Here is a 17,040-nt window from a genome sequence, read left to right as displayed (position 1 = left end):
TGAGGTGTCAACCACCACCCCAGGTTGTTTCCTCAAGCTAAGTGTCAACCATGTCGCGGCTGAGGTGTCAACCATCAGGAAGGTTCTCGCAGGCACGCCGTGTCAACTATGTCGTGGCTTCGGACACCTCCGGGCGCACCATTTCACCCCAGTCCACTGTGTGGGCTGGGGTTTTGCGCTGCATGGCTCGACACCACATTCCCGGCTCATAGGCATAGGGGCTCGTGACCTGGGGAAACCTTGGCGCCTACCAGCTGAATCGGGGAATTTGGTGCAGCCTCAACGGGTGCATACACCAGAATCCCCCATTTTGAAAAGTACTATTTTTATTGCGGCAGCTCACAAAAGTGCTAGACGTAATTGGTGCTGGAATGTGGTGTCCGAGGCCTATTGGGGAGGGGGTACCCTGTTTCTCTCAGCTTCTAGCAAGGCGCTTGGGGTGTGGTTGGGCGATTTGGCCTAAGCGTGCAGGTCGGAGGGGGCGTCGATAAGTGGGGGCGTGCGACGAGGAGCTTTGTGTTTCTTCCGCTGCTTATATGTAGCTCTTAGGTTGAGTTGACGGTGGTAAACGACGTATATTTGTACAGATTACTTAGGAGAAGTCTGTGCGCTTACTCCTTGTGCTTCGAATTCTCTCAATAACTTACGAATCAGGAGACGATGATGACCGGAAACGGTAGGTCCGGACGCGGGCTGTTTTCCAGTATTCGCAAAGCGGCCGTTGCAACGGCGACTGCTTTCTCTCTGGCGCTCGGCGGGATGACCGTCCCGGCGGTGAGTGACCATGCCGCCGAGGTGGCGCTGCCGTCGGCGGAGGCGGAGTCAATCACTAGTTTGCCTATTCAGCAGGCAAAGGTGACCAAAGGCGGTCAGCGAAAGATTTCGTGGATGATACGGACTGTAGGGTCAGCGCGGTACCCAATTCCATTCTCGGGGATCTTTACAATTACCCCTAAGTTGGGCTCTAAAAAGTCGATCGTGCCCATTGGTCGGGTCAAAGTTCAGATTAGGCAAGGGGCTAAAGTTGTTGAGACTTTGGGAGAGTTTGATTTCCCAATCACATCCGACGGCAAGTCGTACGAGCTAGACCTTTCTTCCAAGTGCTCCGCTTCGTCCCCTTGCTATCTCCCGCAGTCTGACGTTCATTCACTGTGGATTGAGTCTGTGAACGACGTTGACCGTAAACTTTATGGGAACTTCCGCGAAGGCGACATTAAGGGTGGTTTCGGTCACCGGGAAGCGCAGGAGGCGCCCAAGCCTGGTTGGGTCAGGGGCTATGTGCAGGTGCCGAACGGCTACTCGGCCTCCGAGGTTGACCTGAAGATTGATGGCAAGAAAGTTTCTATTGGGCATGATGGTTCGTTTACGAGCGAGAAGTTCGCAGCTGGGACGTACAGCTGGGAAGCTCGCCTGAACGACAAGACAACGACGTCAAGCGGCTCCGTAACAATCAAGGCTAATGAGCAGGCCTACCTCGATATCAAGATTGATGAGCTCCAGGGGACTCTGTCATTGCGGATGCGCGATCGCCTAGGTCGTGCGCTATCGAATACAGGCGGCGAGTTCGAACTCAAGCGCACAGACTTGGGGCGAAACGACGCAATTACCTTTAAGCATGAAAGCTGGTCAGATGGATCGTTAGCTCAGGCTGCTGGCGATTATGAACTCCTTTACAGGGGGTCGGATGATTACTTTCCTGCACCGAAGCAGACGTTTAGCATTCCAGGCAACGAGTCTCATGTGGCCACTTTCTATCTGCAGCGCAAGGAAGTTAACGGTCGAGCATTCCTGCCAGCTGGTTACTCTTTCAGCGTTGCGCAAGGGCTCACCCTCACGGTATTTGACCAAAACAACCGTGAGGTAAGGAAAGTGTCCCCGTGGTCTTCCGGGGAGTACAAGGTCCTAGGTCTGAATAATGGAAGCTACCGTTTCCAGCTCTCCGGCGACTACATCAACACCGGTTCACAAACGGTGAACATTAGTAACCGCACCGTCGACGGTGTTGACTTCCGCCCGACCCTGAAAGACGCCCGGGCAAAGGTAGAGATCGAAGTCCCGGGGGACGAGGATTTTGATGGTGGACGAGTCCGCCTGAAATACAATGGCCGCACCTGGGGTGATTATGCGTACAGTGGCCAAGCGCGATACGACCTTGGCGTTGTCAACCCTGGTGAAGTTTCAGTCCAGCTCATCGACCGGAATGGAAAGGTCGTCGGCAGTGGCTATGAATATGTGCTTCCAGGTGAGGATAAGACTGTCCGAGCGACAGTCTCCAAGACCCTGGCCTCCTACCGGGGCGTCGTCAAGGACCAGTTTGATAACCCAATTAATAAAGCCACGGTCTCTGTAAACGGTAAGAGCGGGCAGACAGACGCTCGCGGTCAGTTCGTCATTGCCGGTGTGAAACCGACGAAGACTATTCAGGTGAAGGTTAATGAAACTGACTACACCTACGAACTGAATATGACCGTGCCGGTCAATCGGACTGACGGTGGCAAAACCTACGACCTGCCAGGTGCACTGAAGCCGGACTTCAAGACGAAGCAACTCCGTCTCCAATTCAATGACGCCGACACCGGCAATGGCGTTGGCGGTGTGACGTGGGAAGTTACGCCGAATCCGAACAAAAGGGCCGAGAACGCTGAGAGCCGTAAGGGTACGACTAAAGATGGCGGTTACGTTGAGCAGGTACTGTACCCAGGTACCTATGATCTCAAGCTGACCTCCCCGAAGGGGGATGTTGGTGACAAATACACGTTTGTGAACCCGCCACAACAAATCGACGTCCAGCCTCGTGGCGAAAGTCAACCCATCACTATCACGGCAAGGAAGAACCCCGGCGAGGTTATGGGCCGAGTCCTCGATGACGCAGGTAACCCGGTGGCCAACGCTCTGGTGCGTGTGGGGCGGGAAACTACCCGTACCAACAATGACGGCAAGTACACCTTCACCGGAGTGCCGGCTGGCACTAGTTCGGTGAGCGTCGATAAGGCGAGCGACGGGTCCTATGAAGAGGTCTCGAAGACGTTCCCGACACTCGATGCCGCCGAGAGGAAGGATGTTGGTGACATCACGGTTGATCGTGCCACTTCCCGAATTGAAGGCACCGTTCGTATCGAAGGTGAGCCGGCGCAGGGTGGCGTCTCGGTGGTAGTAAGAAGCCAGGACGGCCGATATGTTGACTACGGCGGCGTTGAGAACGGCAAGTTCTCCTTCACAAACACCTCTAGCGCGAAGCTGTTGCCAGGGGAGTACGATGTCACGGTCCTGAATCCGGGCGACGGCCGCTTTGATGAGACGAAGAAAACCGTCACCGTTAAACCTGGCCAGACAGCGACTGTCGAGTTCGACCTGAAGGAAAACCGTGCTCCAATCGTGGCGACGGTCCTCAATGAGGCTGGTGAGCCAGTCAGTGGTGCCAAGCTGACCATCACGGGTGTCAATACGACCTGGACGGAAGGCGAAAGCGGTGTCTACACTTCGGGTAACCTTCCTGCTGGTGAATACTTGCTCAAGGTCGAAGCGAGTGACAACCATGGTTCCGCACCGGGCAAGGTGGAAGTGAAATGGGCAACCGGCGGTAAGGTTATCTTCACCGTTACCCGCGACCCGGGCACCGTCACGATTAACGTCACTGACGATGTAGGGCAGCCAGTAAGTGGTGTGAAGGCGAAGCTTGACGGTTATCAGTCTGACGGTGACAAGACGCCGTTCACCAAGGAGCTGACCATCACAGACGGTAAGGTCGTCTTCGACAAGGTTCCGGTTGGCACTTACAAGGTCACCATCGCGGACTCCTCTGCATACGAAAATCCAGCGAACGCAAAGTCGGTCGAGTTCACGGTTGGTGCAGCTGAGAAGGTTGCGCGGGATGTGAAACTGCGTCGTAAAGATGGGGCCATGACGGTTCATGTCATGGACGAAACTAGTCGCGCGATCAATAAACCGGTGATCAAGCTCATCGACGAGAACGGCGCAGAAACCACGGCTGTGGGTGACAAGGACGGCATGCACGTGTTTGACAAGCTGCGCCCAGGCACCTACAAGATTGAGGTTGAGCCGACCGACCGCTACAAGGGAGGATTCGAGTCGGGGATCACAATCGCACCTGGCTCTACTGCGGCAGCTAATCTGGCATTCGTTAGAGTCACGCGCGAGACCGTGACAGTTACAGGAATCGTCGTTGACGAGACCGGTCAGCCGGTTGCGGGTGCGACTGTGCTCGCTGAAAGCGGAGGCACGCAAGAAGTTATTACCGACGAGGATGGCAGGTTTGTCGTCGAAGGCCTCAAGGAAGGCTACGCGACCTTTAAGGTGCGCAGGAAGATCGGTGAATACACGGGTAACACCCTCACTGTGAACGATTTGCTCGCAGGCAATAAGTACGACATCAAGATCGCGATCACTCGCGACTTGAAGCGCCTCAACGGATCGGTACTTGACGACGGCGGCAAGGCCATTGAAGGCGTTGAAGCTCAGCTGATCCAAGATGGTGCGGTCGTCAAGACCCAGAACACCGACAGGGACGGCAGCTTTGCGTTCGACAGGATGGAACCAGGCACTTACACGGTGAAGGTCGCAGAGACTGAAACCCACCTCGGCAACGAGAGTGAGAGTTTCGAGGTTGTGCTTGGACATGGTACTGACCCTGTCCAGGTTGTCCTGCAGCGTAAGCCTGGGAGCTTGACGGGCAAGGTCACCTTCTCGAACGACAAGGTCGTCGAGGGCGCTGGAGTCCGCCTGGTGCCGGACTCCGGTGAACCGCTTGAGCTTGACTTCAGCAACGGCGGCGAAATTAACGTGCCGGAGCTGCCAGCTGGTACGTACAAAGTTGAGGTCACATCGCCGGAAAACTACAAGCGCGTGAGCCTTCCACCGTTGACAGTGCATCCGGCTGAGAAAGCCGACCTTGGCACGATCCAGTTCATTGCCGAGATCGGCGAAGTTGCCGGTACGGTCCGTGACGAGAACGGCGATCCGGTAGGTGACGTCAAGATCAAGCTGAACTTCCCGGGTCAGCAGCCGATCGAGGCCACGTCCGCTGAAGACGGTACGTTCTCTTTCGCTCAGGTTCCGGTAGGCGAGTACACGGTTGACGTTGTACAACCGGAGAAGTTCAAATCAATCTCCGGTCTGAAGACATCGGTGGATGCTGCCAAGACATCGAACCTGGACATCACGCTCAAGGCGAAGCCTACGAAGGGCACCGTCTCGGGCAAGGTCGAGGACGAAGACGGCAACCCGGTAGTTAATGTGGGTATCGCACTTGAGCCGACCTCTGGCAAGGGCGATACCATCGACGTCAAGGTTGCCGAGGACGGCACATTTGACGACGCCAACATCCCAGCAGGCTCGTACACCCTGAAGGTGACCCAGCCAGTTGGCTACGAAGATGTTGACAACATCCCGGTGAAGGTTGAAGCCGGTAAGGTGCGGAAGGTCGACACCATCACGTTGAAGAAAAGCGACGTGCAGGCCGAAACCGGTAACCTCATTGGTGGTGTCTACGACAAGAAAACCAACGCTCCGCTGCCACAGACCGGCTTGGTGCTCGTCCGAGGGGAGGCACGCTACCCGGTTGCTATCAACGCAGACGGCACGTTCCGCCGCAATGGCCTTCCGACTGGTGAATACCTCCTGCGGGTCGCGCAGCCGGAAGGCTACGTTGAACCACGAGCGATCACGGTCGTTATCGAGCCTGGTCTGGACAATTATGTTCAGGACATCAAGCTTGAGCGCGTCCCAGTCGAGACGACCCCGACCACGGGTGCCCTGGAAGGCAACGTGCTTGGCCTGAGCGAGGGCAAGCCAGTTGACCCAATCTCGGGCGCGAAGGTCAACATACTTCGCCTTGGCGGCACGTCTACGCAGGTCACCACGAATGCCAGCGGTATCTTCACCGCAGTCGGCCTCGAGCCGGGTGAGTACGTGGTCCAGGTTGAGGCGCCAGAAGGCTACAACAAGCCTCGCTACGAGCGCGTGGTCGTCGAAGCCGGTAAGTCAACCGACGACGTGCGGATTTACCTCAACCGCAAGCCGACGCCGAACCCGAAGCCGGGCGCAGCCCCAGGTACGATTAGCGGTTGGCTGCTTGACGATGGCAACTACCCAATCAAGGGTGGCACGATTCACATCACTGGTACCGACAAGCACAAGGACGGCAGTCCGCGTTTGGACGAGAACGGTAAGCCGATTGAGACCCTACCGGCAGTGAAAATCGGCAAGGACGGCTACTTCACCACAGACCGCCTCGAGCCGGGCGACTACACCATCGACATCAATGTTCCGGAAGGCTGGACAAAGCCGAAGGGGTGGCCAAAGAAGGTCACTGTCACTGAGGACAAGGCGATTGAGCTCGGTGTTGTGACAGTGCAGGCTCCACGAAGCAACGTGGAGGGCGTTGTTGACGACGGCAAGGGCAACCCAATCGAGGGCGTTATCGTGACGGCAACCGACTCGCGTGGTAAAACCACAGAGGTCGCTACCGACAAGAACGGTAAGTTCGTCTTCGATCAGGCGCTGCCTGGTACGACAACCATCGAGGTGTTCACTCCGCAAGGCATCCAGAACGTCGACCCAATGTATGTTCCGGTGAAGCCTGGTGAGAACGCTGCAATTCCTGGCGTTCACCTCACGGAGAAGCAGCTCAAGTTGAGCAAGCGTATCCGCGGGTATGACGCCGACGATTTGGACAACGCGCCGATCTTGCCTGAAGACTGGGACTTGGTCTACGGCTTCCTGATCACCAACGAAACCAACGAAGTCATCACGGACATTACTTTGGATGACCCATTCCTGGGCGACACCAAGGTAGTAAAGCCGAAGGACTTCAAGGGCACGTTGGCACCGGGTGAGCACGTGTACTTTTCCGCGGTCATGCCGCCGCAGAAGAACATGCCTATTGTCAACAACATTGCGACGGTTCACGGTAAGAACGGCAAGGGGCAGATGGTGGCGTCGACACCTAATAACGCGGTGGCGCGCATTGGTTCGGCTTCCGTTGAGAAGAAGGTCAATGCACGATTCGGCGTCGATAAGGACAAGCCAGTGTCGCTCGACGTGGATGAAGACATGTACTTCACCTACGAGATCATGAACCGTGGCTCCGCTCCGATGTACAACGTCACCCTGACCGACGAAGTGTGTGAGTGGAAGGACGGCGCGAACGAAGCCGAAGCCAGCGACTGCAAGCCGATGGAAATCGACTTGCCAAGTGATTGGAACCGCACCCTGCTGCCAGGCGAGCGCGTCTTCCTCACTGCTGCGCTGCCTCCTCTGAAGCCGGGCACCCGCCACCACAACAAGGCGCTGGTGAAGGCTGACCTTGACCAGCCACGTCGTAGCCCTGGCATCAAGGAAGAAGAGGGCATCTTCGAAGAAGACCCACCGTCAATCCTGACGGTCACCCCGAACAAGAACTCGTGGGGTAACGCACACGTCATCGTGTCTGAGGGCAAGGCCCCGAAGGGATACATCGATGGTGTGCTCAGCGGCCTGCCCGCTGGCCTGCTCACCGAGGCGAAGGTGGAGCTCATTTCGGAGGACAACAAGACCTCCTTGAGCGCAAACGTCGACAGCAACGGCAAGTTCGCCTACGGCAACGTCACGCCAGGCAAGTACAAGCTGCGCGTGACCAACCCGTCTGATGACGCCATGAAGATCGTCGGAGAGCTGGGCATTCCGACCGAGCAGGGTGCGAAGGGTCAAAAGATCACCACCAAGCTGTTCAACGTCGAGCCCGAGAAGCCAACGAAGCTCAACATCGAACTGGCGAAGGTGGGGGCGCCGAATGAAGGCAGCTCCCTCGGACGCTGCATCACGGAGACGTCCTCCGCATCGAACCCGGCGATGTACCTCATCCCGCTCGGCCTGTTGATCGGTGCAATGGCGGGCAGCCTGGTCATCTACGAAGACCAGTTCAACGCCGTGGTCAAGCAGTTCAACCAGGCGATGCCGCAACTCGCAATCGAGCGCCCAGCGTGGATGAACCAGATCAGCCGTCAGCTTGAGCAACTGCACCCAGCAGCTGGTCCCGCAGTGCTGGCCGTCATGCTTGTCGCTGTCGGTGCCATCGCCGTGGGTCTGGCGTACGCCGCCTGTGAGTCCGGAGTCGATCGTTCCAGCAAGGGCAACGGTTCGAGCAAAAAGGAAGAGACCCCCGCGAAAGAGACAGAAAAAGTCTCCTAGGTCGTAAGGTGCCGAACGAGCGCGAAACAACCCGCCACCACGAAAATGGTGGCGGGTTGCTGCTTGAGAAGTACCAGTGCGTTTTGTACATTGAATAGTGGATTATTGGGTTTGCAGCCCCGCAACCTATACGAGAGGGAACAATGAAAATTTCGAAGACCGCCGGTTACTACGGCCGCTTGGCGATGGCGTCCGCACTCGCCGGGACATTCACACTCGTCCCAGTGGCAGCGAACGCTGACACCACGCCCGCGACGCCCACCCAGGCGCCCGTCACCACGTCAGCAACCGCTCCTTCGAGTAGCGCGTCCTCCAGTGTGGCTTCGAGCGCCAGCACCACCCCTGCGGTGAGCGTTGCTCCGTCCGTCGCGGGTGCGCCAGCGGTGGCGACGACGCCAGTGAAGGCGAAGAAGGCGTCGACAAGCGATAAGCCAGGCACCGGTACGAGCGGTGTAGAACTTGAGTCCGGCGCATGGAAGTACACGGCGGTCGCGGGACACCCGACCGACGGTAGTGTCTACGCGCTGTCCACCGCGCCGCAGGAGAATCACCTGCTGAAGATCGACCCGACGACGGGCAACGTTGAAGATCTTGGGGCTGCACGCGTCGAGCTCGGCGCGCTTCCGGCTGACATCACTACGGCGACCATCACCTCTCATGGCCGCCTGATCGTGTCGGAGGAGCTGTCGCAGGACGGCGACACCTACTACGCCATCGACCTGGACAAACTGGACGCAACCACCACCCCAGTGTTCACCGAGCACAAGGTGACGGTGGACACCTTCAGCAACCCGAAGCACTTCAAGGCGCCGGGCGCGTGGGGTGCGGCTTCGAAGAAGACCGACCCGAAGGGCGAGTACCTGCACGCATACGCCGAAACCCTCGATGGAAAACCGGCGTTGTGGACCCTGAACACCGACACTGACAAGCTCAGCGTGACCACGCTGAAGGTTGCCCACGGCGTCAAGACTGAGGGCATCGATCGCCTCGGCGAGGTCGCCTACGCAGTCACTAAGGACACCGACGTTTTCGTTGCCGGCGACAAGGATGGCAACACCGTCGAGTTCAAGCCAGCGCAGTTCAAGATCGGCCCTGGCGACGAGCTCGTGGCAACGTTCTCCCAGGACGGCGACGACACGCTCAGCGAGGTGCTCGGCACCGACAAGAAGCTCGGGTTCACCGCCATCAAGCACGCGGGTACGGAGGCGGATACGCCGGCCTCGGCGTCTAAAGAAGCAGAGAAGCCCAACACTGACGCCTCGCAGCCAGCTGAGCCATCCTCAAAGACCTCTGAGCAACAGCCGTCGGCGCAGAACACTGCGAAGCCGTCCCCAACCCAGACGGAAGAGGCCCCAGAGCTGCGCACGCTCGAGATCGAGATCTACGCAGGTAGTGGCAGCGATAAGAAGCCAGTTGAGGGCGCGCGCCTGGTTGTCCCGAGCCTGGACAACCTTGAGCTCGACGGCGAGACTGACGCCGACGGCTACTTGTCGACGACCCTGCCAGCAGAGCTCAACAACAAGAGCTTCACTGTCCGCCTTGCAGAGGCCCCCAAGGGCTTCAAAAACAAGTCCGTCCAGATCAAGAAGGACGACCTGGTCAAGGAAATCACGCTGGACAAGGACACTCGCGCAACAAGCACGAAGTCCAAGCCGCAGGAGATTCTTGACGTGTTCAAGGAAGTCAAGCCGCTGCTCGGCGCATTCGGCGCCCTCGCGGGCGCAGGCGCCGGTGCAGGCTCGAGGTCGACGACCACCTCGACCAAGTCGACCTCGACGTTCTCCAACTCGAAGAGCTCCGGCACCGTGTCCACCGGGCGCACCACCAGCGCAACGTCCCGCAGCACTGCGGCCTCGCGCTCCACGGCGAAGAGCACCTCACGCAGCTCCAGCAAGTCCTCCTCGACGACCACGTCGACCCGCAGCGGGGACCTCGCCGACACCGGTACCCCAATGTCCGGCGTGATCACGCTCGGCATTGTGCTGTTCCTGATCGGTGGCGCGTACATCTTCATGGGACGTCGTCGCGACGCATAAGCGACACGCTGAACGCATACGAAAGGCCCGAAGGGAGCGATCCCCTCGGGCCCTCGCCATACCTAGCCATACCCAGCAAACGCGAGTTAGAACACCTCGACGCGCCCGCCCAACGACTCGATCTGGCGCAGCTGCTTCACCCACCCCGGCGCACCCGGGTGCAGGCGCATCACAGGACGCGAAGAAATCTTCACCGGCGACACCGACTCGCGGCGCGCGCCCGAACGTGCCAGCATGCGAGTATGGGCCCGGTGCCCGTTGTCTGCAAGGCGCTTCATGGAAGGGGAGTCGGCGGCGAGGGCGGAGCGGGCGTCGAGAAGAAGTTCGGTGAACTCGTCGATGATGTCCACGAGGCTCTCGGCGTTGGTCTCGCACATGTTGCGCACCAGCGACGGGTCCGTGCCAGCGACGCGCGTCGCGCCCTTGAACGATCCCGCCGCCAACGACTGCGCCAGCGTGCCCCCGCGATCCCCGACAACCGACAGGGCCTCCGCAATCACATGCGGCAGGTGCGACACGCGCGCCACCGCCTCGTCGTGGCGCTTCACGGACACCGGGACGGCCTCTGCGCCCGTGACCGCAACGAGGTTGCACACGTCCGCGAACAAGCTCGCCCACGTCTGTGGCACCTTGTCGACGTGCTCCGCGTAGTCATACGTCACCACCCACGCCGCGCGCTGGAACAGCCCCTCATGGGACGCCGACCAGCCCGAAAACTCGGTGCCCGCCATCGGGTGCCCGCCGACGTAGCGCTCCTCAAGACCGCGTTCCAGGACAAGGTCGTACACGGGCTGCTTCACGCTGACAACGTCGGTGATGCCGCAGCTCGGGGCGTGCTCAGCGATGGCGTCCAGGACGGTCGCCACGGCGTCCATCGGCACCGCGATCACGATCAGCGCCTGCTGCGCCTCCGCCTTCTGTAGCGCGGCGACGAGGTCGTTGGTGACGTCGAAACCATCCTTTTGCGCTGCGCGCGTGCCCGCATTCGAGTGCGTGTAGCCGAACGCTTCATGGCCAGCCGCGGTGAGGTCGCGAATGATGGAGCCACCAATCAGGCCCAGCCCAACAATGCAGACGGGAGGCAGGTGGCGCGAAGAATGTAGGAATGAGGCAGTCACGGTTTCACATTCTAGTGACAAATTCACTGCGTGCAGGCTAATGTCAGGAAGCATGGCACAGGAATTTCCAGACGGGTACGCAGTGACAGTCGCGCAGCACGACGGCGCATGGTCCGTGCGCCGCTACAACGACACCTTCGACTCCCTGGAAGACACCATCGCCGCAGTACGCCGCCTCCGCAGCGAAGGTCCAGCGTTTGCGCTGCTCAACGTCGAAAATGAGTACGTTGTGGTGCTGCGGCCAGGCCCAAATCGCGCACGCATCCTCCTTAGCGACGCCCCCATCGCCGTCGACGACGACTACGCCGCCGACGCCCTCGAAGAAGCCGGCTGCGACATCCCCGACATCGACCCCGAAGACCTCGACGACACCGACAGCTGGGCCGACGGCGACTTCGACATCCTCGCCGACCTCGGCCTCACCGAAGAACGCCTCAGCCTCCTTCTCGACGCCGACGAAGAACCCGCCGACCTCATCGACGACATCGCCGACGCCCTCGGCTTCGTCGACGAACTCCACGAGGCACTGCGCTAACTGTGCCAACTATGCGAGAGATGCCTTCCCCGGCCTGGCAGCGGCGCGCCACCGCCCGCATGCAACAAGCGCTTGACCTCGCCACCACGACCCCGCCCGGCGACGTGCCCGTCGGCGCCCTCGTCTTCGACACCGACGGCGAGGTTATTGGCCGCGGCGTCAACCGGCGCGAACAACGCCAAGACCCCACCGCCCACGCCGAAGTTGAAGCCATCCGGGCCGCCGCGCGCACCCACGGGAGCTGGAGACTCGACGGCTGCGAGCTCGTCGTCACCCTGGAACCCTGCACCATGTGCGCCGGGGCCCTCCTCGGCGCCCGCGTCGACTCCCTCATCTTCGGCGCCTTCGAACCCAAAACCGGCGCCGTCGGCTCCCTTCTCGACGCCCTCCGGGACCCCCACCACCTCCACCAAATTCAAGTCCGCGGCGGGATCATGGAACCCGAAAACGCCGCACTACTCGCCGAATTTTTTCGAGACCTGCGCTAATACGTAACCGAATCGTTACAGCCTCCCGCCACGAAAGTGGTTACTATGGGGAACTGTTAGCTTAGGAACGAAACGAAAGGGAGCAACGACATGGCTTTTGAAGGAGCAGGAGACAAGCTGAAGGGCACCGCTAAGGAAGCAGCCGGCAAGGTTTCCGACGACAAGTCCCTCGAAAACGAAGGCAAGGCAAACCAGCTCATCGGCGACGCAAAGGACAAGATCGGTGAGGCAGCCGACTCCATCAAAGAGAAGGCAAACGAAGTTGCCGCCAAGGTCGAGGACAAGCTGAACGACTAAGCCCCGCCTTGATTTGGTTGCTCGGACAATAACCGTTACTCTGGTTTGCGGTAGCGTGTCCGAGCGGCCGAAGGTACTCGCCTCGAAAGCGAGTGAGGGTAAAACCTCCGCGGGTTCAAATCCCGCCGCTACCGCCAATTAAAAACAACGCACTCCGGGTTGGGCTGGGGTGCGTTGTTTTTGTTTGTTCGGAGGTGTGCGGAACGGCACCAAATTCCCGGTTTTGGGCGAGGGGGCAGGGCGTTTCCCCAGGTCGCCGAATCTCGGTGGGGGAATCTGGTGTCACATCAAACACCCCACGCACCAAATTCCCGAATTTTGGGGACGGAGCAGAGCGTTTTCCCAGGTCGCCGAATCTCGGTGGGGGAATTTGGTGTCGGCACGAGGGGCGCGGGGAACTTTTTCACGCGACGAGGGCGGCGACCTGGGGAAACGGGTTGGTTGGTCGACGGGAACCGGCCTCGAACCCAAAATTGTTCCCCGAAGGCGAGCCCACCCGGGTTCCGCCTATAAGATGGCGTGGTAACGTGCCACGGCTTGGTGGCACCAACAATCGTGAAGCGACAGTGAGGACGTAAACACCGTGGCGAAGATGCTGTTTCGGCTTGGGCGCTGGTCATTTCTGCATAAGTGGAAGGTGATCGTGGCGTGGCTGTTGCTGCTTGGGGCGACGGCGGCGGGGGCGTTTTCGCTGATGAAGCCGTTTACGTCGGAGTTTTCGATTTCGGGAACACCGGCGATCGACGCGTTGGAGGACATGGATCGGCACTTTCCGGGTGAGGGGAATGTGGCGACGGCGCCTGGGGTGAATTTGGTGTTTGCGGCGCCGGAGGGGCGTCGATTAGAGGAGCCGGAGTTCATGGCGGGGATGGACGCGACGGTCGGCTACATCGAGGAGCACCTGGAGGGGCTGACGGGGACGGACAGGTTTGGCAACCCGGTGAATGTGAACCGGGAGCTGGGGGAGATGATCGTCGGGCAGATGACGCAGATGGGCCTGCCTGAGGAGCAGGCGAAGCAGGACGCGTACTACCTGCGGATGGTGTCGGACGATGGCCGGATTGGGTACACCACGTTTGAGTTCGGCGCGGAGTCTTCGATGACGGTGTCGGAAGAAGAGCGCGCCGTGGTGAGCGAGGCGATGGAGATCGGCCGGGAGGCTGGGCTGCAGGTCGAGGCTGGTGGCGCCGGGTTCGGCGACCCGATTCAGATTAAGACGACGTCGGAGATGGTGGGTCTCGCGGTGGCGTTTGTGGTGCTGATTGTGACGTTTGGGTCCTTGGTGGCGTCGACAATGCCGATTGTGAGCGCTGTTGTGGGGGTGGGCATTGGTGTGCTGGCGGTGCTGATCACGACGCATTGGGTGGAGCTCAACGAGGTCACGCCGGTGCTGGCGGTGATGATCGGCCTGGCTGTCGGTATTGACTACGCGCTGTTCATCCTGTCGCGGTACAGGCAGGAGCGGCAGACGCTGGACGCGCCGGAGGCGGCGGGCCTGGCGGTGGGCACGGCCGGTTCTTCGGTGGTGTTCGCGGGGACGACGGTGTTCACGGCGCTGGTGGCGCTGTCCCTGGCCGGGATTGAGTTTTTGACGTGGATGGGCTTGGCGGCTGCGCTGACGGTGCTCATCGCGGTGCTGGTGGCGTTGACGCTGCTCCCGGCGCTGTTGGGCGTGTGGGGTGAGCGTTCCTTTGGTGGGAAGTTGCCGTGGTTCGCGGGCAACCCTGGCCCGGGTAAGCGTGAAGGCCGTGACTTGGCGGCGAAGTCGGTGGGCCGCTCCTGGGTGAACTTTGTGCGCAGGTTCCCGGTGGTGGTGATGACGGTCGTCGTGCTGGGGCTGGGTGCGCTGGCGTCACCCTTGCTGCAGCTGGAGATGGCGTTGCCGTCGGATACGACGTCGAACTTGGACACGACGCAGCGTAAGTCGGCGGATTTGATGGCGGAGGGCTTCGGCCCTGGGGTGAATGCCCCGTTCCTCTTGGTTGTCGACGCCACCTCCGTTAACCCGGACGCGGAGATGCTGCAGCCGTACATGGCGATGATGCCGGACGAGGCTGGCGGGCGCGCGCAGAAGGCGGCGCTGGCGTCGTTTCTGTATGCGGTGCAGGAGGCCAACAGCGTCAACGGTATTGAGCACGCCCAGCTCATCGGCGCGAACGAGGATTTGACGGCGGCTCGGATCCTGGCCACCCCGAAGGGCGGCCCGGAGGAGGAGTACACGCTGGAGGTGGCGCATGCGTTGCGCGCGAATAATGCGCAGGTGGAGGATGCGACGGGGACGTCGATAGGTTTGACGGGCCTGACGGCGGTGCAGATGGACATCACCGAGGAGCTTGCGGCGGCGATGCCGCTCTACCTGGCGATTGTGGTCGGGCTGGCGATTGTGTTGCTGATCCTTGTATTCCGTTCCATCCTGGTGCCAGTCGTGGCGGGTCTTGGGTTCCTGCTGTCGGTGGGAGCGGCGTTCGGCATGACGGTGGGCATGTTCCAGCTTGGCTGGGGCGGCTTGGTGAATACTCCGGGCCCGATCCTGTCATTCATGCCGATCTTCCTGATCGGCGTCACGTTTGGCCTGGCCATGGACTACCAGGTCTTCCTGGTCACCCGCATCCGCGAGCGCTACCTGAAGCTGCGCCGCGCCGGCGACCCGGAGGCGGAAATCAAGGCGGTGCGCGAGTCCACCGTCGAGGGCTTCGTGCAGGGCGCGCGCGTGGTTACGGCCGCGGCGATCATTATGATTGCGGTGTTCGTGGCGTTCATCGATCAGCCGTTGCCGTTCATCCAAATCTTCGGCTTCACGCTCGGCGCCGCCGTATTTTTCGACGCCTTCTTCGTCCGCATGGCGCTCGTCCCCGCTACGATGTTTATCCTGGGCCGTTCCACCTGGTGGATGCCGAAGTGGCTGGACAAGGCGCTGCCGGAAGTTGACGTGGAAGGCACCGAACTCGAGGCCGAATTTCACCCCGAATCACTGGAGCACGCATGACCGACGATCTTTCCTTCGACCTGAACACCACCCTGTATGACGCGCCGGGTAAGCATGGGCGCACGGGTGTGATCCATACGCCGCACGGCCCGATCCAAACTCCGGCGTTCATCCCGGTGGCGACGAAAGCCACGGTGAAAACGCTCACCCCGGAGCAGATCCACCAGACCGGTGCGCAGGCGATCCTGTCCAACGCCTACCACCTGTACCTGCAGCCGGGTCCCGACATCGTCGATGAGGCCGGGGGCGTCGCCGCCTTCGAGAATTGGGACGGCCCGACCTACACGGACTCGGGTGGCTTCCAGGTGATGAGCCTGGGCGTCGGCTTCAAGAAGGTCCTCGCGATGGACACGGCCGGGCTGACAGACAAAGACATCCGGGCCGAGAAGCGTAAGCGCATGGCGATGGTCGACGAAGACGGCGTCGACTTCAAGTCTGTCATCGACGGTTCCAAGCACCGCTTCACCCCCGAGGTGAGCATGCAGATCCAACACCAGCTCGGCGCCGACATCATGTTCGCCTTCGACGAGCTCACCACCCTCGTGGATACCCGCGACTACCAGGAGCGTTCCGTGGAGCGCACCCACCGCTGGGCGAAGCGCTGCCTCGACGAGCACCACCGCCTCACCGAGGAGCGCACGCACCGCCCGAAGCAGTCACTGTGGGGCGTGGTGCAGGGCGCCCAGTACGAAGATTTACGACGCCACGCCACCCGCGGACTGCTCGACCTCGACCGGGAGGCGCGCGAGGCCGGCCGACGCGGCTTCGGCGGGTTCGGCATCGGCGGCGCCCTTGAGAAGGAAAACCTGGGCACCATCGTCGGCTGGGTCACTGACGAGCTGCCCGTGGACAAGCCGCGCCACCTGCTGGGCATCTCCGAGCCGGACGACATCTTCACCGCCGTCGAAGCCGGAGCCGACACGTTCGACTGCGTCGCCCCGACGCGGCTTGGGCGCCGTGGGGGCGTCTATACGCTGGACGGGCGCATGAACCTGATGAACGCCCGGTTCAAGCGGGACTTCTCCGGCGTCGACGAGGAGTTCGGCGGCTACGTCTCCGAGAACTACTCGCGCGCTTACATCCACCACCTGCTCAAGGCGAAGGAGTTCCTGGCGGGCACGCTGTGCACCATGCACAACCTGGAGTTCATGATCCGCCTGGTGGACAACATCCGGCGTGCCATCGACGCCGGGGACTACGAAGCGTTCCGCGAGGAGTTCATGGGCAGGTACTACGCGGGGACCGAGTGACAAAAGACGCACGTCCCCCTAGGTGGCAGGCTGGTTGTGAGCGCCGAACCGAAGGAGGTCCCCGCCCATGTCCCCGCACGATATTCCCCCGCTGATACCAAACCCACCCGAGAGGGATTGGGCACACTACAACACCAACCCCG

8 protein-coding genes and 1 tRNA gene are annotated in these 17,040 nt (G+C 60.6%); 8 read left to right on the top strand and 1 reads right to left on the bottom strand.

The genetic code is table 11. From position 1 onward, the window contains the following. The first annotated feature begins 1,164 nt into the window (after window positions 1–1,164). On the top strand, window positions 1,165–8,187 hold the full coding sequence (locus BJP07_RS08670; RefSeq protein ID WP_177222553.1) for a carboxypeptidase regulatory-like domain-containing protein: 7,023 nt from the start codon (window positions 1,165–1,167) through the stop codon (window positions 8,185–8,187). 143 nt (window positions 8,188–8,330) lie between these two features. After that, a complete protein-coding gene (locus tag BJP07_RS08665; RefSeq protein WP_071567088.1) occupies window positions 8,331–10,223 on the top strand; it encodes a hypothetical protein in 1,893 nt (630 codons plus the stop codon). Window positions 10,224–10,309: 86 nt separating this feature from the next. Here the strand turns inward: BJP07_RS08665 and BJP07_RS08660 are convergent, their stop codons facing one another. Beyond that, window positions 10,310–11,341 carry a prephenate dehydrogenase gene (locus BJP07_RS08660; RefSeq protein ID WP_255365965.1) on the bottom strand — a complete coding sequence of 344 codons (1,032 nt, stop codon included), beginning with the start codon at window positions 11,339–11,341 and terminating at the stop codon, window positions 10,310–10,312. 52 nt (window positions 11,342–11,393) lie between these two features. Here BJP07_RS08660 and BJP07_RS08655 point away from each other — a divergent pair, with 52 nt between their 5' ends. The 6 genes from BJP07_RS08655 (at window position 11,394) to tgt (ending at window position 16,897) form a co-directional block, all read left to right on the top strand. Then, window positions 11,394–11,876, top strand: coding sequence for a tRNA adenosine deaminase-associated protein (locus tag BJP07_RS08655; RefSeq protein ID WP_071567087.1), 483 nt, complete (start codon window positions 11,394–11,396; stop codon window positions 11,874–11,876). A gap of 11 nt (window positions 11,877–11,887) precedes the next feature. Beyond that, window positions 11,888–12,364 carry a nucleoside deaminase gene (locus BJP07_RS08650; protein ID WP_255365964.1) on the top strand — a complete coding sequence of 159 codons (477 nt, stop codon included), beginning with the start codon at window positions 11,888–11,890 and terminating at the stop codon, window positions 12,362–12,364. Window positions 12,365–12,454: 90 nt separating this feature from the next. Next, on the top strand, window positions 12,455–12,661 hold the full coding sequence (locus BJP07_RS08645; RefSeq protein WP_071567086.1) for a CsbD family protein: 207 nt from the start codon (window positions 12,455–12,457) through the stop codon (window positions 12,659–12,661). A 49-nt stretch (window positions 12,662–12,710) separates the two neighbouring features. Then, a tRNA-Ser gene (locus tag BJP07_RS08640) sits at window positions 12,711–12,798 on the top strand. A gap of 446 nt (window positions 12,799–13,244) precedes the next feature. After that, window positions 13,245–15,647, top strand: coding sequence for an MMPL family transporter (locus BJP07_RS08635; RefSeq protein ID WP_071567085.1), 2,403 nt, complete (start codon window positions 13,245–13,247; stop codon window positions 15,645–15,647). Further along, a complete protein-coding gene (gene tgt, locus BJP07_RS08630; RefSeq protein WP_071567084.1) occupies window positions 15,644–16,897 on the top strand; it encodes a tRNA guanosine(34) transglycosylase Tgt in 1,254 nt (417 codons plus the stop codon). The genes BJP07_RS08635 and tgt overlap by 4 nt, the downstream gene beginning before the upstream one ends. Window positions 16,898–17,040 lie beyond the last annotated feature (143 nt).

This window comes from Corynebacterium sp. NML130628 (assembly GCF_001875665.1).
In the GTDB taxonomy this organism is placed as follows: Bacteria; Actinomycetota; Actinomycetes; order Mycobacteriales; family Mycobacteriaceae; genus Corynebacterium.
Note: the sequence above shows the minus strand (reverse complement) of the source record. Positions and strands in the feature narration are given on the sequence as shown.

Coding starts and splice junctions, on each gene's coding strand:
- BJP07_RS08665 (WP_071567088.1), top strand. CDS start 8,331: ATGAAAATTTCGAAGACCGCCGGTTACTACGGCCGCTTGGCGATGGCG.
- BJP07_RS08655 (WP_071567087.1), top strand. CDS start 11,394: ATGGCACAGGAATTTCCAGACGGGTACGCAGTGACAGTCGCGCAGCAC.
- BJP07_RS08650 (WP_255365964.1), top strand. CDS start 11,888: ATGCGAGAGATGCCTTCCCCGGCCTGGCAGCGGCGCGCCACCGCCCGC.
- BJP07_RS08645 (WP_071567086.1), top strand. CDS start 12,455: ATGGCTTTTGAAGGAGCAGGAGACAAGCTGAAGGGCACCGCTAAGGAA.
- tgt (WP_071567084.1), top strand. CDS start 15,644: ATGACCGACGATCTTTCCTTCGACCTGAACACCACCCTGTATGACGCG.